The following is a 15,741-nucleotide window of genomic DNA, read 5'->3' on the forward strand; positions in this document are numbered from 1 at the left end:
GCATTAGTGATATTGGCGGCGTTGCTGGTATGGATTGGCGCTTGCCCACACAAATTTACGCAAGACCCTTCTTGGATGGGCGCTTTTAACCATTGGCGGCGAGCCGGCGGGACGGGCGCTTGTGTCATCGCTTGTCACCCCACAAATCGGCGAATTCAGCTTTGTTTTGACAGCAAGCGGGGTCGCATCGGGCATTTTTGCAAGTTTTGAAGCAGACTTCTTGCTGGCGGTGATTGCCGCAAGCTTGTTTTTATCACCCTTATGGAGTGGGATGCTTCATTATCTGGTGGTTCGCTATCGGATTCATAATCCTGTTGCGCTGCCGTCCAACCCAGCCGAGCCTGAATAGCAAAAAAGGTCGCCCCAAAACGTTGGGCGACCCACCTGTATCTAGTCCATGATTAACATGGCCAAAGTACAATTTGTTTTATCGCAAAAGGCGATGGCTTATTCGACGATTGAGAGACCAACAGCGGCCATTTTGCCGTTACGCTGTTCTTCGAGTTCGTAAGATACCTTCTGACCTTCGTTCAAACCGTTCAGGCCTGAATTCTGGACGGCAGTTATATGTACAAATACATCATTGCCGTCATCATCCGGATTGATAAAGCCATAACCTTTTTGGGTGTTAAACCACTTCACAGTACCCTGTGCCATATTATCTAGTCTCCAACTTCAGCCTTGATCTGCCGGTGATCGCAGCCCATTATCTTTTTAACACGACTTCTATGCGGCATCGAACCTTCGTTGGATTCTAGTCTCATAAAGCCCTTTCGGCAAAATACATATGGGAACAGCAATATATAAAGTCAAACAATAAATGATCGTCGATGGCTTGAGTGCTGGCGTCGGGGCTATTTTTCTGCGTAAAAATGAGGGGGGTGGCAGGGCCTACAGTGATGGCGCGATGTCAATCTAAATGACCATTATATGTCGTAATTTGGTGGTGGATGCCGATTTATGGAAAATCCCAAGAAAAACAGTCTGACGGGCGTTTGCTTTTCGCTAAGTGCCGGAATTTTATGGGGAATTGTTCCTGTTTACATCAAATTCATTGATGCTGACGATCCTTATGAAATTGTCGCGCATCGGTCGCTTTGGTCGGCGGTATTGCTGTTTATCATTTGCTGGATTGCGGGTCAGCTTGGCGAGATTTGGATCACGATCAAGCAGCCTAAGAATTTGTTAAATTTTTTTATTACAACATTGTTTTTATCGCTGAATTGGGGGATTTATGTCTATGCCGTGCAAACCGGACAGGTGGTGTCGGCAGCGCTTGGCTATTTCATTTATCCGCTTTGCACAGTGCTGCTTGGCATTCTTGTGCTTGGCGAACGGCTTGATAAATGGGCGTGGCTTGCCATTGGGCTTGTTTGTCTTGGCGTGATGGCAAAGGCGATGATGTTTATGGATGTGCCATGGATTTCTTTGGCACTGGCAGGCAGCTTTTCGCTTTATGCCGTTATTCGCAAACGGATGGATATGGATCCGTTGCAAGGGCTGTTTATTGAAACCCTATTTTTACTACCCTTTGCCATTGGGTTTCTATTGGGGATGGCGGCAAATGGGCAAGTGCCGTTTTTTGGCGGTGGTGCGGTCAATATTGCGCTGGCGCTGCTGGCTGGTGGCATTACGGTTTTGCCGCTTGTGCTGTTTTTAAAGGGTAATCGCGCGTTGCATATGACGATGGCAAGCCTATTGTTTTACAGCAATCCCACCCTGCAGCTTTTGCTTGGCGTGGTGGTTTTTTCCGAGGAATTTATGCCGCGTGATTTAGTGGCTTTTGGGCTGATATGGATCGGGATTGCAGTTTATTTCACAACACGGGCGCGGGTGGCGCGGCTTGCCGTTCCGGCACCGTAACATTTGAGCGTCTCGATAATTGGGCGCTTTGATACGGGTGCTTTGACGTGGGATGAAAAAAGCCGGACAAAAGTCCGGCTTTTGTTTTGCGATTGGCGATTGCCTAATCAATTAATTTTGCTGAAATGATCTGATCGGGTTCGGCAGGCGGCTCACCAACGGCCAGCTTTTGAACAGCATCCATGCCTTTTTCAACCTGTCCCCAAACGGTATATTGACCGGTTAGGTGGCCGCAGCCGTCAAAGCAGATAAAGAACTGGCTGTCACCGCTATCAGGGCTCATTGAGCGTGCCATGCCAACAGTACCATTGCGATATTCATAATCGCTAAATTCGGCTGTTAATTTGGTTCCTGATCCACCCATGCCGGTGCCTGTTGGATCGCCTGTTTGCGCCATAAATCCGGGGATCACACGATGGAAAATAATGCCGTCATAAAATCCAGACGCTGCCAGTTCGGAAATGCGGGCAACATGGTTTGGGGCAATGTTGGGAAGCAGTTTGATTTCAATCTGTCCCTGACTTGTTTCAAGTAGAAGATTTGAGCCGGTCGCGGCCACGCTTGTTTCACTCATAATTAAAAATCCAACTCCTAGCATGCGTAACAGAAAAGACTTCATACCAAAATCCTTGCAAAAAAGGCAATGTGACTAGAACAGCGCATCAAGCTGTTCGTCTGTCAGATTCCCGGGAACAACAGTGATGGGAACACGGCAACGTGATGCGCCGTGTGCCATCAGGAATGTAATCAGAGGGCCAGCCGTTTCCGACTGGGTGTCGGCACCAAGAACAAGAAGGCTAATCTCATGTTCCTGATCAATCAATTCCAACAATTCATCACGAATATCACCTTCGCGGACATAGAGGATTGGCGTCCCGTTGGTCAGCTTTTTAACATAATCGGCATGGATGGCCATTTTTGCTTCGGCTTCTTCACGCGCTTCTTCGCGCATTAATTCACCGACACCAGCCCAATATTCAAATTCAGCAGGAACAATACAATACATTAATGCTACGCGACCACCGACCGAACGGGCGCGTCCACAGGCGAATTGCAATGCCTGATGCATTTCCTCGCTATCATCAACAACAACAAGAAAGACCGGCTGTTTTGGTTTCGCTGTTGCTTTTGCCATAATATCTAGATCTCCACAATCATCGGGGGCATGAAGGTTTATTTGCGTCGGAATGCCACTGCGGCCAACCAGCCAGCAGCAACCGCAAATAGGATCGCAAATATTCCATACAGTGCTGAATAATTGTGCGCGAAATTGTAAATGCCAGCACTCAACCCCCCTTTCTTGATATAGAGATTGGTGATGTCTTCGCTGATTGCAACACCATTGCGGAATTGCAAGACCCGTACATTATAAGTACCAGACAGAATATTTGCTGGCAATTTCACCTCAGCGCGGAACAGGGCGTTTTCGGTCAAGGTGACATTACCAGTTTGATCGGGCCATAAATCAATGCTTGCCATATTGGCCTGAAGCGCAGCAATAAACTCATTTGCCGTTGGTTTCGACTGGCCAGCAACAGGCGTCTCGGCCGCGATTTCCAGCCCAATATTATTTGTGCCAATCGCAAGCGAGGCAAGCGTTTCAGGGTTGGCAATCTTGTCGATCGGGCTGGTGGCAAGAATGGTGTAAAGGCTTGGTGCCTTTTGCCAAATATTTGTTTCGACATTAATCCAGATGCCAGCACGATTTGCTTTGCGCCGCTGGGCGATATTGGTTGGCGGACCGCTAATCACGACCAGAATATCATCACCAACCGCGCCATCAACTGCACCGAATAACAATAAATCAGTGCCGTGGAATCCGCTAGTAATGGCGATATTTGATTTTGATAGATCAGCAACCAAACGGCCGGAATTTGCCGCGGCAAGACTGTTCATGCCAAGCAGCAGACCAAAGCTGAGCATAAAATGGCGTGCGCGGATCATTTCAACAGCTCCACGCTAAACAGATCATCTGGCCGAAGGGCGAGATCAAAACCAAGCTTGATACAGACTGCCAACACTATCAGCGCCAATAGCCCGCGAAGCTGTTCACCGCGCAATAATGCGCTTGCCCTTGTGCCGAACTGCGCACCAATAACCGCGCCAAACAACAGCAATCCGGCAAGCATGAAATCAACCGTCTGGGTTTGTACCGATTGCAAGAAAGTGACGTTTGCTGTCACAAAAATAATCTGGAACAAAGATGTGCCGACAACAACCGAGGTTGGCATGCCAAGAAGATAGATCATCGCCGGCACCATGATAAAGCCGCCACCAACACCCATGATCGCCGCCAAAACACCAACAAAGGCGCCAATGGCAAGTGGCAAAAGTGCGCTGATATAGAGCTTTGACCGGCGAAACCGCATTTTTAACGGCAAGCCGTGAAGCCAATTATGCTGATGCAGTTTGGTTTTGCGGCTGCCTGGGCGACGCGTGCGTAAAATGGTTCGAACGCTCTCTAAAAGCATCAAAAACCCGATGATGCCAAGAAACACCACATAAGACAGCTTGATCACAAGATCAATCTGACCCATTTCGCGAAGCGTGGTGAAAAGCACCACGCCAAGCGATGATCCAACGACGCCGCCAAGCAGCAAAATACCGCCCATTTTGAAATCAACATTGCCGCGCCGCATATGCGCCAAAACGCCTGATACTGATGATGCCACAATCTGATTGGCTTCGGTCGCAACCGCAACCGCTGGCGGAATACCAAAAAAGATCAATAATGGCGTCATCAAGAAGCCGCCACCAACGCCGAAAAGCCCGGATAGGAACCCAACACCACCGCCCAGACCGATGATGATGCCGATATGCATCGAAATTTCAGCAATAGGTAAATAAATATACATTGATGCCAGCATCAGGAATGTGGATTTGACGCAAAAGGGCAGGTCGGGGGAAACCCAAAAAACATGAAACCGTTTTGCTAATTCGGTGTCGCATAGAGTGTCATTCGATGCAAGGGCAATCCGCCTCTTTGGTTTGCTCCTCGCTTGTGCCGAAATGGGTCGATTTCTGGTTTGATCTGCGAAATTAATTTGGCCGATCAAGGGTGCAAAAGCTTTTGACGCAAGGGTAAATGAAGCAACGATAAAGCTGTAAAATCATTGAATTGCGTTGCTTTGCGAAAAACAAATCAGATAAATCTGCGCCAAAATTCGGTTAATGACGGGTTAGGCGCATCACTGGGCCATCTTCGTAGATATGCGACAATAAGCGCAAAATGCGAAGCACATCATGATCATCAATTGAGTAGTAAATCGTCTGCGACTCGCGGCGTGTTCGCACGATGTTGGCGCGTCGCAATCGACCTAGATGTTGCGACAAAGCCGATTGGCTAAGTGTTGCGATTATATTTTCCAACTCAGACACGGATCGTTCCTGACCATCTGATAATTCATTCAGGATGCGCAGCCTTTTGGTGTTGCCGATTGCCCTTAATATTGAAGTGACCTTTGACTGTTCACCTTCAAAGTCAGGTGATCTTGCCATTTTGTTCTCCTGATTTCTTTTCAAATTTTTGCGAGCCATGCGGCGGATCATGCGTTTCTGTGATGTGCTTTTTGCAAAATTTTGTTGGTAAGAGACCAAGAGTTGCTAAACTGCGGCCATGAAAACACCCATTTCACCTAAAATCAGCCTTGAGCGTTTGCGCCATGTTGCCGCGCAGCAATTTGACATTCGGATTGCCAGTGATGGCCGCTGGTTCCATGAAGGTGATGAAATTCGCCGTTTTGAGCTGGTCAAATTATTTGCCTCAATTCTGGTTCTTGATGACGACGGTGATTACTGGCTGGCAACGCCTGCCGAAAAGGGGCGGATTACGGTTGATGACGCGCCTTTTATCATTCGTGATATGACGGTAAAAACCGGCGTCCGACCCCAGCAAAATGAAATATGCTTTCACAGCAATATTGATCAAACGGTTTTGCTGGACATTGAACACCCGCTGCAATTGCGCGCTGCTAAGCAATCGCCCGATCTTCGTCCCTATATTGAGGTGCGTGACGGTTTGCTGGCCAAATTATCGCGGCCGGTCTATTACCAGCTTGCCGATTATGCCGAGGTCGGGCCAGATGGCCGGCTTGGTGTATGGAGCCATGATCGATTTTTTGCGTTAGAGGCCTGATGTCCCGCTTGTCTGATAATCCAGCCACAATGACAAGCACCGCGTTGCAAATCACCCATCTGGATCTGCAACAGCGTCTTGATGCCTGTTTGAACCCGCTTGGCGACATGGCGGCAATGGGGCTTGACGCGGCGCCAGTGCCTGATCGGCCGGCCGCGATTCTGGTTCCGTTGCTGCGATCGGCGGGACACTGGCATGTTTTGATGACCAAGCGCGCCGACCATCTGGCGCATCACGCAGGACAGATCAGCTTTCCCGGTGGCAAGGTCGAACCTGATGATGATGGGCCGGTTTCGGCGGCGCTTCGTGAGGCTTTTGAAGAAGTGCGCCTGATGCCACAATCGGTTAGCATCGCTGGCAGGCTTGACGCGGTGCGCAGTCCGGCGGGATTTATCGTCCAGCCTATTGTTGGTATTGTTGGTGGGGATGACGGTCTGGATGGTTTAGTGGCTGATCCGGCCGAAGTTGATTTAATTTTTACCCTTCCCCTGTCGCATGTCATCAATCCCAGCAATTTCCGTTTGGTACCGCGCGAAACCGACGGTCGGCGCAATGATTATTGGGTTGTTGACCATGATGATCATCTGATTTGGGGGCTTTCGGCGCGCGTGTTGAACGATCTTCATCGGCGCATCGGTGAAGCTGTTTGATCTTGCCGCGCGCAAACCCCATATATAATCGATATGGCGATAAGCTAATCACCAAAATGGTGACATAAAATAGAAGCAACATTGGAGTGGATTCAAGATGCGAGCCTTACTGGTAATTTTGTCCGCCCTTGGCGCGGCGTTTCTGGTTATGGGATATGTACGAAACTGGCAGATGCGAAAGGCCATCAAAACCGGCAAGCCAGTTGAAGCGATCAATAATAATTACATCTTAGGGGCGCTTGTCGGATTCGTCGTGTTTGCGCTTGGCGTCTGGTGGTTGGAATCAGATAGCGCACCGGCGAATGCAACCTATTCGCCTGCTAAAATTGAAAATGGAACAGTGACCGGGGGCGGTTTTGAGCAGCCGAAGTAACCATGATTTTGGCGGCTTGCCCGATTGGGCGCGTCGGCCACTTGTAATGCAAATTTTTGCCCACGCGCAGGCGCTAGGCGGTGAGGCGCGCATTGTTGGTGGGGCGGTTCGTGATTGGCTTGCCAATTATCCAGTTGGTGATATTGATATGGCGATTAATTTGCCAATCGAAACTGTGGCAAGTCATATGGTGGCTTGCGACATGCGCGTTGTTGAAACCGGCCTGAAACATGGCACAATCACGCTGTATGACGATGATGATCATATCGAATTAACCCAAACACGCGTCGATCTGGAAACCGATGGGCGTTATGCAATCGTGGCGCATGATCAGGATTGGGCGCGTGATGCGGCGCGGCGCGATTTCACCATCAATGCCTTATATCTTGATAAATCTGGCGGCATTTTTGATCCGCTTGACGGCAGGGCAGATTTGCAGGCTGGCCGGTTGCGCTTTGCTGGTGATGCTGGCCTGCGGGTACAAGAAGATGCCTTGCGCATGATTCGCTATTGCCGGTTTTTGCCGCGCTTTGCAGCAATGGGTATTGAGCCGCAGGCCGAAAACGCGTTGCGCGAATATGGCAGCCTATGCGCTGGCCTGTCTGGTGAGCGTGTGGCCAATGAAATGCGGCGCATCATGGTTGGTGGCCGCCTCAAAGATGTCATTGGTCTGATGCAAGACAGTAAAATTGACCAAGCTGCACTTGGCCTATCGCTTGATCCATCACGATTGGCAAATGATGATGACATTGGGTCAATGATTGCTGGTCTTGGCGAGAATGTCGATTTTGCGTGGCTGGTCAATTTGGCTGTGGCCATGCCGTCTGGGTCAGCCGCGCTTTTGGCAAAGCGGCTGCGGCTAAGCCGCGCTGAAGAACGCTGTCTTACCCGGCTTGATCGTGGACTTGGCGAAGATGACATTACGATGTTAAGCGGCGCAAGATGGCGGCAAGCTGTCTATTATCTTGGCGATATGGCGGCGTTGCTTTTCGCCGTTCAATCATGGCGCAATGGCCAAGTGCTAGATGCGTCGCGCCTTGCCGAATTCACCGCATGGACGCCGCCACAAAACCCAATCTGCGGGGCAGACTTATTGTCGCACGGCGTTGACAATGGCCCGGGTCTGGGCCAGATGTTAAAAGAAGCCGAACACCGCTGGGTGACGTCGAATTTCACGCTCGGAAAAGCAACGTTGCTGGAATGGCTTTTTGGAAATTAGATGAAGGTAATCATGGCCGCAATAGCAAGCCAATCCACGCCATCAATTGCGCAGAAAAAGACTGACGCAAGCAACTGGTTTCGAACGCTTCGTGACGAGATTTGCGCAGTTTTTGAAACGATTGAAGATGCCGGCCGGGATGATGATCGTCCGGCTGGCCGTTTTGCGCGCAAGAACTGGCAGCGTGATGGCGGCGGCGGCGGCGAGATCAGCCTTATGCATGGCCGCGTGTTTGAGAAGGTTGGGGTAAATATCTCTACCGTTTTTGGCACATTTTCAGATGATTTTAAAGGCCAGATCAGCGGTGCTGAAGATGATGGCCGGTTCTGGGCGTCCGGCATCTCATTGGTAGCGCATGTGCGCAATCCGCATGTACCAGCTGCCCATATGAATACAAGGTTCATTGCGACCTCAAAAAACTGGTTTGGCGGTGGTGGCGATTTAACCCCGCTTTTGCCCGATGCGGCGGCGGGCGCTGAATTTCATGCAGCGTTAAAAGCCGCCTGTGACAGCCATGATCCTGATTATTATCCAAAATATAAAAAATGGTGTGATGAATATTTTTATCTACCACATCGGGATGAGCCGCGTGGCGCTGGCGGGATTTTCTATGATAATTTGAATAGCGGCGATTGGGCCAAGGATTTTGCCTTTACCCGCGATGTTGGAACCGCATTTAAAAATGGTTATGCCGAGATTGTCAAAAGCCGCATGGATTTACCCTGGACTGACGAAGATCGTCATGCCCAGCTTGTGCGCCGCGGCCGTTATGTTGAATTTAATTTGCTTTATGACCGAGGCACGTTATTCGGTTTGAAAACTGGCGGAAATATCGAAGCGATTTTGATGAGTTTACCGCCTGAAGTGCGCTGGCCGTGATGGTTTTGGTGTTTGAAATCATTAGACTGGCTAGTTTTCGGCAAATTTTTGCGCGAATCATGCAAAATTAGGGTAGGAAAACAGGGCGTGACCATGCTAGGAAAACTTCGAGAAATTTTGCCAGCCGGCATGTTTGATCTCGCAAGATCGAAATGACTTTTATTCATGTCGAATAACATGTTCGGAAAACAGCGTTAAAGAGGACAAGATGGCTAATTCGGATACAAACAAAAACTCCGCTAAAGGTGATGTTCAAGAACCTGGACGTCGTGATTTTATCGTTGTGGCAACCTATGCGATGGCAGGCCTTGGCGCTTGCAGCGGTTGCTTGGCCACTGATCGATCAGTTGAACCCAGCTGCCGATACTTTAGCACTTGCCAATATCGAAGTTGATATCTCGAAAATTGCTGTTGGCCAGTCGATCACTGTGAAATGGCGCGGCAAGCCGGTGTTTATCCGGCATCGTACCGCCGATGAAATTGCCCGTGCAAATGATACGAATCTCGATGATCTGCGTGACCCAGAAGTTGATACGGCACGCGCTGAAAAGCCTGAATATCTAGTTCTGGTTGGTGTTTGTACGCATCTTGGTTGCGTTCCACTTGGTCAGAAAACTGGCGAGGTGCGTGGTGACTATGATGGTTGGTTCTGCCCATGCCATGGATCACATTATGATACGTCAGGCCGGATTCGCAAAGGCCCTGCGCCGACAAATCTAGAAGTCCCGCCTTATAGTTTCCTATCCGACTCGGTCGTCCGTATCGGCTAATTGTTTATCTAATCACTGAAAATTAAAGGTGCAAAAACGATGTCTGCCACTCAGTTTAAAAGCCCGGTAGTACGATGGATTGATCATCGGCTACCTGTTTTTTCAATGTTGCATCATACAGCGCATGATTATCCAACGCCCAAAAACCTCAATTACATGTGGAATTTTGGCAGCCTTGCAGGCCTATCGCTGGCCATCATGATTGTGACAGGTATTGTGCTTGCCATGAGCTATACGGCTCATGTTGATTACGCATTCGACTCAGTCGAACGGATCATGCGCGATGTGAACCATGGATGGATGATTCGCTATATTCATATGAATACGGCGAGTTTCTTCTTCATTGTTGTTTATCTCCACATGTTCAGGGGGCTTTATTACGGGTCCTACAAAGCGCCGCGTGAATTGCTGTGGATGCTTGGTGTGGTTATTTTCTTGCTGATGATGGCAACTGCTTTCATGGGCTACGTTCTGCCTTGGGGTCAGATGAGCTTTTGGGGGGCGACCGTTATCACCAACCTGTTCTCGGCCATTCCTTATGTCGGTGAAAGCATCGTTACCCTGTTGTGGGGTGGCTTTTCGGTTGATAATGCAACATTGAACCGGTTCTTCTCCTTGCATTATTTGATGCCATTCATCATTGCCGGTGTTGTGGTTCTGCATATTGTTGCCTTGCACAGATTTGGGTCAAACAACCCAATCGGCATCGACACAAAAGGCCCGCAAGACACAATTTCATTCCACCCTTATTACACAATCAAAGACGTGTTCGGCATTGCGGTATTCTTGCTTTTGCTGGCGATGGCTGTGTTTTTCTTCCCGAATGCAATGGGTCACCCAGACAATTATATTCCGGCGGATGCCTTGCAGACGCCGGCGCATATCGTTCCTGAATGGTACTTCCTGCCCTTCTATGCGATCTTGCGGGCGGTGCCTGACAAGCTTGGCGGTGTGTTGTTGATGTTTGGTGCGATTGCTGTTCTGTTTGTCCTGCCGTGGCTTGACAGATCACCTGTTCGCTCGGCACGGTTCCGACCTTTGTTCCGTATTTTCTTCTGGCTGTTCTTTGTCAATGCCATCGCCCTTGGCTATCTTGGCGGCAAGCCTGCTGAAGGAATCTACGTCATTCTGTCGCGCGTTGCGACGGCTTGGTACTTCCTGCATTTCTTAGCCATTTTGCCGCTGTTGAGCATGTTTGAAACAACCAAACCTTTGCCGAAATCGATTTCGGAACCGGTGCTCGGATCATCGGGGAGGACAGCCTAATGTTGAAACGTCTTTTTGTAGCATTGCTTGCCGTGACTTTGGCAGGCCCAGCGATGGCCGCTGGTGGCGATGTTGAATTGCAAAAGCGCGACTGGAGCTTTTCTGGCCCGTTCGGTACTTTTGACAAAGCCGCCATGCAGCGTGGATTTCAGGCCTATCGTGAAGTCTGTGCTGGCTGTCATGGCATGAAGCTGATTGCATTCCGTAATTTTGCCGATCTTGGTTATAACAATGACGAGATCAAGGCGATTGCCGCCGAATATGAAGTGCAGGACGGCCCGAATGACGATGGCGAAATGTTTATGCGTCCCGGTATTGCTGCCGACCATGTTCCATCTCCCTATGCCAATGACAATGCAGCACGTGCCAGCAATAATGGTGCCCTGCCACCCGATTTGTCACTGATTGCCAAGGCACGTGGTAATGGCCCAGATTATCTGTTCAGCCTTCTTGCTGGTTACAAAGAAGCACCTGAAGGCATGACAGTGCCAGACGGCATGTATTATAACGCGGCTTATCCTGGTCGTCTGATTGCGATGCCCCAGCCACTCTATGGTCAAGATGTGACCTACAGCGGTGATGCTGATGCTTCGATTGAAGGTATTTCCAGTGATCTGGTGCAGTTCTTGATGTGGGCTGCCGAGCCAAAGATGGAAGTCCGCAAACGCATTGGTGTGGCTGCGGTGTTCTTCCTTGGCATCTTTGTGGTGGTGTCATATATGGCAAAACGCCGCGTATGGGCTGACGTCCATTAAGCGACAAGCTCCATTAAGGGGCTAGATATTGAAAAGAAATCACCCCGTTCTTGTGACGGGGTTTTTTCTTATCAGCTTTTACGCCTTAGCTGTTTTAAGGTTTTGCTGATTTGGCAAAATGCTGCCAATGGCCAAACGCAATTGGCCGCAAAATGTGGGCAATGATTGGTAAATGATCATATCGCTGGTGCTTATGAGCAATCGCGCCTGTGCTGGTGGCTTAAGCGTTAGCCCTACGGCTATCTCAACTGCTACCCTAACTGGCGGCCTAGACGTTAAAGCGGAAATGAAACACATCGCCATCAACGACTTTATAGTCGCTTCCTTCGATGCGTAATTTACCAGCTTCCTTAGCGCCATTTTCGCCCTTACAGGCCAGATAATCGGCATAGGCGATCGTCTCCGCCCGAATAAAGCCACGTTGGAAATCAGTGTGGATTGCACCTGCCGCTTGTGGTGCAGTTGCGCCTTTGGCAACCGTCCATGCGCGTGCCTCTTTTGGGCCAACGGTGAAAAAGGTCAAAAGGTCAAGCAAGCTGTAACCAGCACGAATAAGCCGCGCCAACCCGGCTTCTTCAAGCCCAAGCTCGCCCAGAAATTCAGTCTTGTCAGCCTCGTCAAGTTGGGCGATTTCCGATTCAATCGCAGCCGAGACAATCACATAGGCGGCGCCTTCGGCAGCGGCCTTGTCGGCAACAAGCTGGCAATAGGCATTGCCGGTTGCTGCATCGCTCTCGGCAACGTTACAGACATAGAGAACTGGCTTTGCGGTCAATAGCTGTAAATGGGGAAGGCGGGCAGTCTCATCGTCGGTCAGGCCGGGGGTGCTGCGGGCAGGTTGGCCATCTGATAGATGGGCAAAGATCTTTTCCATAAGGGCTAGATCGGCCTTTGAGTCCTTGTCACCGCCGCGTGATTTTTTCACCAGCGCCGTCATTCGGCGTTCAAGCGAATCAATATCGGCAAGCATCAATTCGGTTTCAACAGTGCCAGCATCGCGAACCGGATTAACATCGCCATCAACATGCGTGATTTCGCCATCTTCAAAACAGCGCAAAACATGCGCAATCGCGTCGACCTCGCGGATATTGCCAAGAAATTGATTGCCAAGCCCTTCGCCTTTGGATGCGCCGCGAACAAGGCCGGCAATATCAACAAATTCGAGATGGGTCGGAATAACAGTTTTCGAATTTGCAAGCTCGGCCAATGCGGTAAGCCGGATATCTGGCACCGCAACGCGTCCAGTATTTGGCTCGATTGTACAGAACGGATAATTGGCCGCTTCGGCCGCCGCTGTTTGGGTCAAAGCGTTGAACAGGGTTGATTTTCCCACATTTGGCAGGCCAACAATGCCACAATTAAATCCCATATCCGGTAAATCCTGTCTTTGGTTAATTTTGTTTTGATCCGGCGCCAGCGGGTTGGTCTTTGCCGTTATCGCCTTTTGGCTGTGGTGCTGGTGCAAGATAGGAAACGCGGCTCATAAAGCCGCAATCATCATGCGCAACAAGCCGGTCGGCTTCATCCGCCATTGCATCTAAAAGCTTTGGCAGCCAGCCCGTTTGTTCATCACGGCCGAAATCGGCCAAAACCCATGATTTGACATCCATCGCCTCATGCGGGGGGCGACCAATGCCAATTCTGACGCGCCAATAATCAACACCGATATGCCGGTCGATATCACGAAGCCCATTGTGACCGCCATGGCCACCACCGGTTTTGACGCGCAGCTTTCCGGCTGCAAGATCAAGCTCGTCATGGAACACAAAAATATCATTGGTATCGATCTTGTGAAACCGCGCAATCTCGGCAATTGGTAAGCCGGATTTGTTCATAAAGCTTTGCGGCTTCACAAGTATGATTTTTTCAGACCCGATGCGGCCATCACTAATCAGCGATGGCCCCTTTTTTTTCCACGGTGAACATCCATGCCGGTCGGCAAGACGATCAATAGCCAAAAAACCGACATTGTGCCGGTTCATGGCATAGTTTGATCCGGGGTTTCCCAGTCCTGCAAATAGACGCATGATTGTCCCGTTCGGGTTGGATCGGCAAAAGCCTAGTCGTCAGATGCGCTATCGTCTGCGGCACCGGCGTCTTCGCCTTCACCAGCTTCGGCATCTTCGTCATCTTCATTCTTTACGCCGCCGCCAGGTGAGGCGATGGTCGCAACGGTGAAGTCACGATCGGTAATTGTCGGGGTAACGCCATCCGGCAGTTCGATGGTGCTGATATGAACCGAATCACCAATCTTCAAACCGCTAAGGTCAACCGTGATTTTTTCCGGAATTGACGTTGCTGGACATAACAGTTCAACTTCGTAACGAACAACGTTCAATACGCCGCCAACCTTAATTCCCGGGCATTCGTCTTCATTGATAAATTCAACAGCAACAGCAACAGCCACTTTGGCCGAACCTGATACGCGGAGGAAATCCATATGAAGGACATTATCGGTCACCGGATGAAACTGAATATCACGGGTTAGAACAGTATGTTTACCGCTGCCAACCTGAATATCTAAAAGCCGACCAAAAATGCCGGGCTGATGAACAAGCTTAGTGATCTCACGTGTCTCTAGGGTGATGCCTAATGGGTCCTTTTTGTCGCCATAAATGACGGCAGGGACTCGACCTGCACGGCGTACCGCACGGGCGGACCCCTTACCGACCCGTTCGCGCTGTTCTGCGCTAATGGTTGTATTGTCAGACATTGCTAACTCCTTTTTAAAAACAATGTACCGCGCCTCCAGGGGTGCGCGGCAGCGGATTAATAGGCTTATTATCGGGAAAATACAAGCGTTTTTGCGTTTTCAGCAGTGATTCACAAGGCCGCCTAGAACAGCGTCGAAACTGACCGTTCTTCATTGATCCGAAGCATCGCTTCGCCAAGAAGTGGCGCAATCGATAATTGCCGGATATTGCGGGCAACCCGAACCGCTTCAGTGGCCGGAATCGAATCGGTTGTGACAAGCGAATTCAGCGGTGAGGCGGCAACACGGCTAACTGCACCACCCGACAAAACACCATGTGTCACATAGGCATCAACCGAAAGCGCACCAGCTTTCATCAAGGCAACCGCAGCGTTACATAACGTGCCGCCGGAATCGACAATATCATCAACCATGATGCAATGGCGGTCTTCTACATCGCCAATGATATTCATCACTTCAGAAACCCCGGCTTTTGGCCGGCGTTTATCAATAATGGCAAGATCAGCTTCGAGGCGGCGTGCCAATGACCGCGCCCGCACAACACCGCCAACGTCAGGTGATACGATCATCAGTTTCGAGCCGTCATAACGTTCTTTGATATCGCTTACAAAAACCGGTGCGGCAAACAGATTATCGGTTGGGATATCGAAAAAGCCCTAAATCTGCCCAGCGTGAAGATCAATCGTCAAAACACGATCAGCCCCCGCCGAGGTGATAAGATTGGCTAGCAATTTCGCTGAGATTGGCGTACGCGGGCCAGACTTACGGTCTTGGCGCGCATAGCCATAATAAGGGATGACAGCGGTAATCCGGCGAGCAGATCCACGGCGAAGCGCATCAAGTGCCACCAAGAGTTCCATCACATTGTCATTTGCCGGAAAACATGTTGATTGCACAACAAACACATCTTCACCGCGGACATTTTCGCCAATTTCGACAAAAACTTCCATATCGGCAAAGCGTTTTACATCGGCTTTGGTAAGGGGAACATCCAAATAGGCGGCGATGGCCTCAGCCAGCGGTCGATTGCTATTGCAGGATAAAATCTTCATGCGTCAAAAACCTGTGTAGGACGACCCGCTTTTGCTTGGACGATTGCTATAGCAATCACGGTCGGA

Annotated in this window: 18 protein-coding genes and 2 pseudogenes; 10 read left to right on the forward strand and 10 right to left on the reverse strand. The window is 50.0% G+C overall.

The genetic code is table 11. The annotated features are described in order from the left end of the window. Positions 1-34 precede the first annotated feature (34 nt). Positions 35-349: a hypothetical protein gene (locus ABXT40_RS02435; protein ID WP_443647024.1), complete on the forward strand. Its 315-nt coding sequence runs from the start codon at positions 35-37 to the stop codon at positions 347-349. A gap of 98 nt (positions 350-447) precedes the next feature. Here the strand turns inward: ABXT40_RS02435 and ABXT40_RS02440 are convergent, their stop codons facing one another. After that, positions 448-657 carry a cold-shock protein gene (locus tag ABXT40_RS02440; protein ID WP_443646253.1) on the reverse strand — a complete coding sequence of 70 codons (210 nt, stop codon included), beginning with the start codon at positions 655-657 and terminating at the stop codon, positions 448-450. A 303-nt stretch (positions 658-960) separates the two neighbouring features. Between ABXT40_RS02440 and rarD the strand changes: the two genes are divergently transcribed. Next, positions 961-1,863, forward strand: coding sequence for an EamA family transporter RarD (gene rarD / locus ABXT40_RS02445; protein ID WP_443646254.1), 903 nt, complete (start codon positions 961-963; stop codon positions 1,861-1,863). Positions 1,864-1,966: 103 nt separating this feature from the next. Here the strand turns inward: rarD and ABXT40_RS02450 are convergent, their stop codons facing one another. From ABXT40_RS02450 to ABXT40_RS02470, 5 genes are all read right to left on the reverse strand, one after another. Then, positions 1,967-2,437, reverse strand: coding sequence for a peptidylprolyl isomerase (locus ABXT40_RS02450; RefSeq protein WP_443646255.1), 471 nt, complete (start codon positions 2,435-2,437; stop codon positions 1,967-1,969). 75 nt (positions 2,438-2,512) lie between these two features. Beyond that, on the reverse strand, positions 2,513-2,998 hold the full coding sequence (locus ABXT40_RS02455; protein ID WP_443646256.1) for a universal stress protein: 486 nt from the start codon (positions 2,996-2,998) through the stop codon (positions 2,513-2,515). A 38-nt stretch (positions 2,999-3,036) separates the two neighbouring features. Further along, entirely contained in the window at positions 3,037-3,807 is a 771-nt protein-coding gene (locus ABXT40_RS02460; protein ID WP_443646257.1) for a TIGR02186 family protein, read from the reverse strand. After that, positions 3,804-4,718, reverse strand: a complete 915-nt coding sequence (locus tag ABXT40_RS02465; RefSeq protein ID WP_443646258.1) for a sulfite exporter TauE/SafE family protein — start codon at positions 4,716-4,718, stop codon at positions 3,804-3,806. The genes ABXT40_RS02460 and ABXT40_RS02465 overlap by 4 nt, the downstream gene beginning before the upstream one ends. A gap of 313 nt (positions 4,719-5,031) precedes the next feature. Then, positions 5,032-5,361 (reverse strand): ArsR/SmtB family transcription factor, encoded by a 330-nt coding sequence (locus tag ABXT40_RS02470; protein ID WP_443646259.1) that lies wholly within the window; start codon positions 5,359-5,361, stop codon positions 5,032-5,034. Between the two features lie 118 nt (positions 5,362-5,479). Here ABXT40_RS02470 and ABXT40_RS02475 point away from each other — a divergent pair, with 118 nt between their 5' ends. The 8 genes and pseudogenes from ABXT40_RS02475 to ABXT40_RS02510 all read left to right on the forward strand — a co-directional run bounded on the left by ABXT40_RS02475 (position 5,480) and on the right by ABXT40_RS02510 (position 11,910). After that, positions 5,480-5,998: a DUF1285 domain-containing protein gene (locus ABXT40_RS02475; protein WP_443646260.1), complete on the forward strand. Its 519-nt coding sequence runs from the start codon at positions 5,480-5,482 to the stop codon at positions 5,996-5,998. Continuing rightward, entirely contained in the window at positions 5,998-6,648 is a 651-nt protein-coding gene (locus ABXT40_RS02480) for an NUDIX hydrolase (RefSeq protein ID WP_443646261.1), read from the forward strand. The genes ABXT40_RS02475 and ABXT40_RS02480 overlap by 1 nt, the downstream gene beginning before the upstream one ends. Before the next feature lie 97 nt (positions 6,649-6,745). Then, positions 6,746-7,021 carry a hypothetical protein gene (locus ABXT40_RS02485; protein ID WP_443646262.1) on the forward strand — a complete coding sequence of 92 codons (276 nt, stop codon included), beginning with the start codon at positions 6,746-6,748 and terminating at the stop codon, positions 7,019-7,021. A gap of 46 nt (positions 7,022-7,067) precedes the next feature. Continuing rightward, positions 7,068-8,240: a CCA tRNA nucleotidyltransferase gene (locus tag ABXT40_RS02490; RefSeq protein WP_443646263.1), complete on the forward strand. Its 1,173-nt coding sequence runs from the start codon at positions 7,068-7,070 to the stop codon at positions 8,238-8,240. Continuing rightward, a complete protein-coding gene (gene hemF / locus ABXT40_RS02495) occupies positions 8,241-9,119 on the forward strand; it encodes an oxygen-dependent coproporphyrinogen oxidase (RefSeq protein ID WP_443646264.1) in 879 nt (292 codons plus the stop codon). A gap of 208 nt (positions 9,120-9,327) precedes the next feature. Next, positions 9,328-9,889 (forward strand): annotated as a pseudogene (petA, locus tag ABXT40_RS02500) (ubiquinol-cytochrome c reductase iron-sulfur subunit). Positions 9,890-9,928: 39 nt separating this feature from the next. After that, positions 9,929-11,155: a cytochrome b gene (locus ABXT40_RS02505; RefSeq protein ID WP_443646265.1), complete on the forward strand. Its 1,227-nt coding sequence runs from the start codon at positions 9,929-9,931 to the stop codon at positions 11,153-11,155. Next, positions 11,155-11,910 (forward strand): cytochrome c1, encoded by a 756-nt coding sequence (locus tag ABXT40_RS02510; RefSeq protein ID WP_443646266.1) that lies wholly within the window; start codon positions 11,155-11,157, stop codon positions 11,908-11,910. The genes ABXT40_RS02505 and ABXT40_RS02510 overlap by 1 nt, the downstream gene beginning before the upstream one ends. Positions 11,911-12,178: 268 nt before the next feature. Here ABXT40_RS02510 and ychF read toward each other — a convergent pair whose 3' ends face one another. The 4 genes and pseudogenes from ychF to ABXT40_RS02530 all read right to left on the reverse strand — a co-directional run bounded on the left by ychF (position 12,179) and on the right by ABXT40_RS02530 (position 15,675). Further along, positions 12,179-13,279, reverse strand: coding sequence for a redox-regulated ATPase YchF (gene ychF / locus ABXT40_RS02515; RefSeq protein ID WP_443646267.1), 1,101 nt, complete (start codon positions 13,277-13,279; stop codon positions 12,179-12,181). A 22-nt stretch (positions 13,280-13,301) separates the two neighbouring features. Continuing rightward, positions 13,302-13,937 (reverse strand): aminoacyl-tRNA hydrolase, encoded by a 636-nt coding sequence (gene pth / locus ABXT40_RS02520; RefSeq protein ID WP_443646268.1) that lies wholly within the window; start codon positions 13,935-13,937, stop codon positions 13,302-13,304. 32 nt (positions 13,938-13,969) lie between these two features. After that, positions 13,970-14,623, reverse strand: coding sequence for a 50S ribosomal protein L25/general stress protein Ctc (locus ABXT40_RS02525; RefSeq protein ID WP_443646269.1), 654 nt, complete (start codon positions 14,621-14,623; stop codon positions 13,970-13,972). 122 nt (positions 14,624-14,745) lie between these two features. Then, positions 14,746-15,675 (reverse strand): annotated as a pseudogene (locus ABXT40_RS02530) (ribose-phosphate pyrophosphokinase). Positions 15,676-15,741: the final 66 nt, after the last annotated feature.

This window comes from Candidatus Ponderosibacter sp. Uisw_141_02 (assembly GCF_048087665.1).
Taxonomy (GTDB): Bacteria; Pseudomonadota; Alphaproteobacteria; order Puniceispirillales; family Puniceispirillaceae; genus UBA3439.

What these genes read in the sequence shown, in the direction of transcription:
- ABXT40_RS02440 (WP_443646253.1), bottom strand. Translation starts at nt 657, where the DNA reads ATGGCACAGGGTACTGTGAAGTGGTTTAACACCCAAAAAGGTTATGGC.
- rarD (WP_443646254.1), top strand. Translation starts at nt 961, where the DNA reads ATGGAAAATCCCAAGAAAAACAGTCTGACGGGCGTTTGCTTTTCGCTA.
- ABXT40_RS02450 (WP_443646255.1), bottom strand. Translation starts at nt 2,437, where the DNA reads ATGAGTGAAACAAGCGTGGCCGCGACCGGCTCAAATCTTCTACTTGAA.
- ABXT40_RS02455 (WP_443646256.1), bottom strand. Translation starts at nt 2,998, where the DNA reads ATGGCAAAAGCAACAGCGAAACCAAAACAGCCGGTCTTTCTTGTTGTT.
- ABXT40_RS02460 (WP_443646257.1), bottom strand. Translation starts at nt 3,807, where the DNA reads ATGATCCGCGCACGCCATTTTATGCTCAGCTTTGGTCTGCTGCTTGGC.
- ABXT40_RS02465 (WP_443646258.1), bottom strand. Translation starts at nt 4,718, where the DNA reads ATGTATATTTATTTACCTATTGCTGAAATTTCGATGCATATCGGCATC.
- ABXT40_RS02470 (WP_443646259.1), bottom strand. Translation starts at nt 5,361, where the DNA reads ATGGCAAGATCACCTGACTTTGAAGGTGAACAGTCAAAGGTCACTTCA.
- ABXT40_RS02475 (WP_443646260.1), top strand. Translation starts at nt 5,480, where the DNA reads ATGAAAACACCCATTTCACCTAAAATCAGCCTTGAGCGTTTGCGCCAT.
- ABXT40_RS02480 (WP_443646261.1), top strand. Translation starts at nt 5,998, where the DNA reads ATGTCCCGCTTGTCTGATAATCCAGCCACAATGACAAGCACCGCGTTG.
- ABXT40_RS02485 (WP_443646262.1), top strand. Translation starts at nt 6,746, where the DNA reads ATGCGAGCCTTACTGGTAATTTTGTCCGCCCTTGGCGCGGCGTTTCTG.
- ABXT40_RS02490 (WP_443646263.1), top strand. Translation starts at nt 7,068, where the DNA reads ATGCAAATTTTTGCCCACGCGCAGGCGCTAGGCGGTGAGGCGCGCATT.
- hemF (WP_443646264.1), top strand. Translation starts at nt 8,241, where the DNA reads ATGAAGGTAATCATGGCCGCAATAGCAAGCCAATCCACGCCATCAATT.
- ABXT40_RS02505 (WP_443646265.1), top strand. Translation starts at nt 9,929, where the DNA reads ATGTCTGCCACTCAGTTTAAAAGCCCGGTAGTACGATGGATTGATCAT.
- ABXT40_RS02510 (WP_443646266.1), top strand. Translation starts at nt 11,155, where the DNA reads ATGTTGAAACGTCTTTTTGTAGCATTGCTTGCCGTGACTTTGGCAGGC.
- ychF (WP_443646267.1), bottom strand. Translation starts at nt 13,279, where the DNA reads ATGGGATTTAATTGTGGCATTGTTGGCCTGCCAAATGTGGGAAAATCA.
- pth (WP_443646268.1), bottom strand. Translation starts at nt 13,937, where the DNA reads ATGCGTCTATTTGCAGGACTGGGAAACCCCGGATCAAACTATGCCATG.
- ABXT40_RS02525 (WP_443646269.1), bottom strand. Translation starts at nt 14,623, where the DNA reads ATGTCTGACAATACAACCATTAGCGCAGAACAGCGCGAACGGGTCGGT.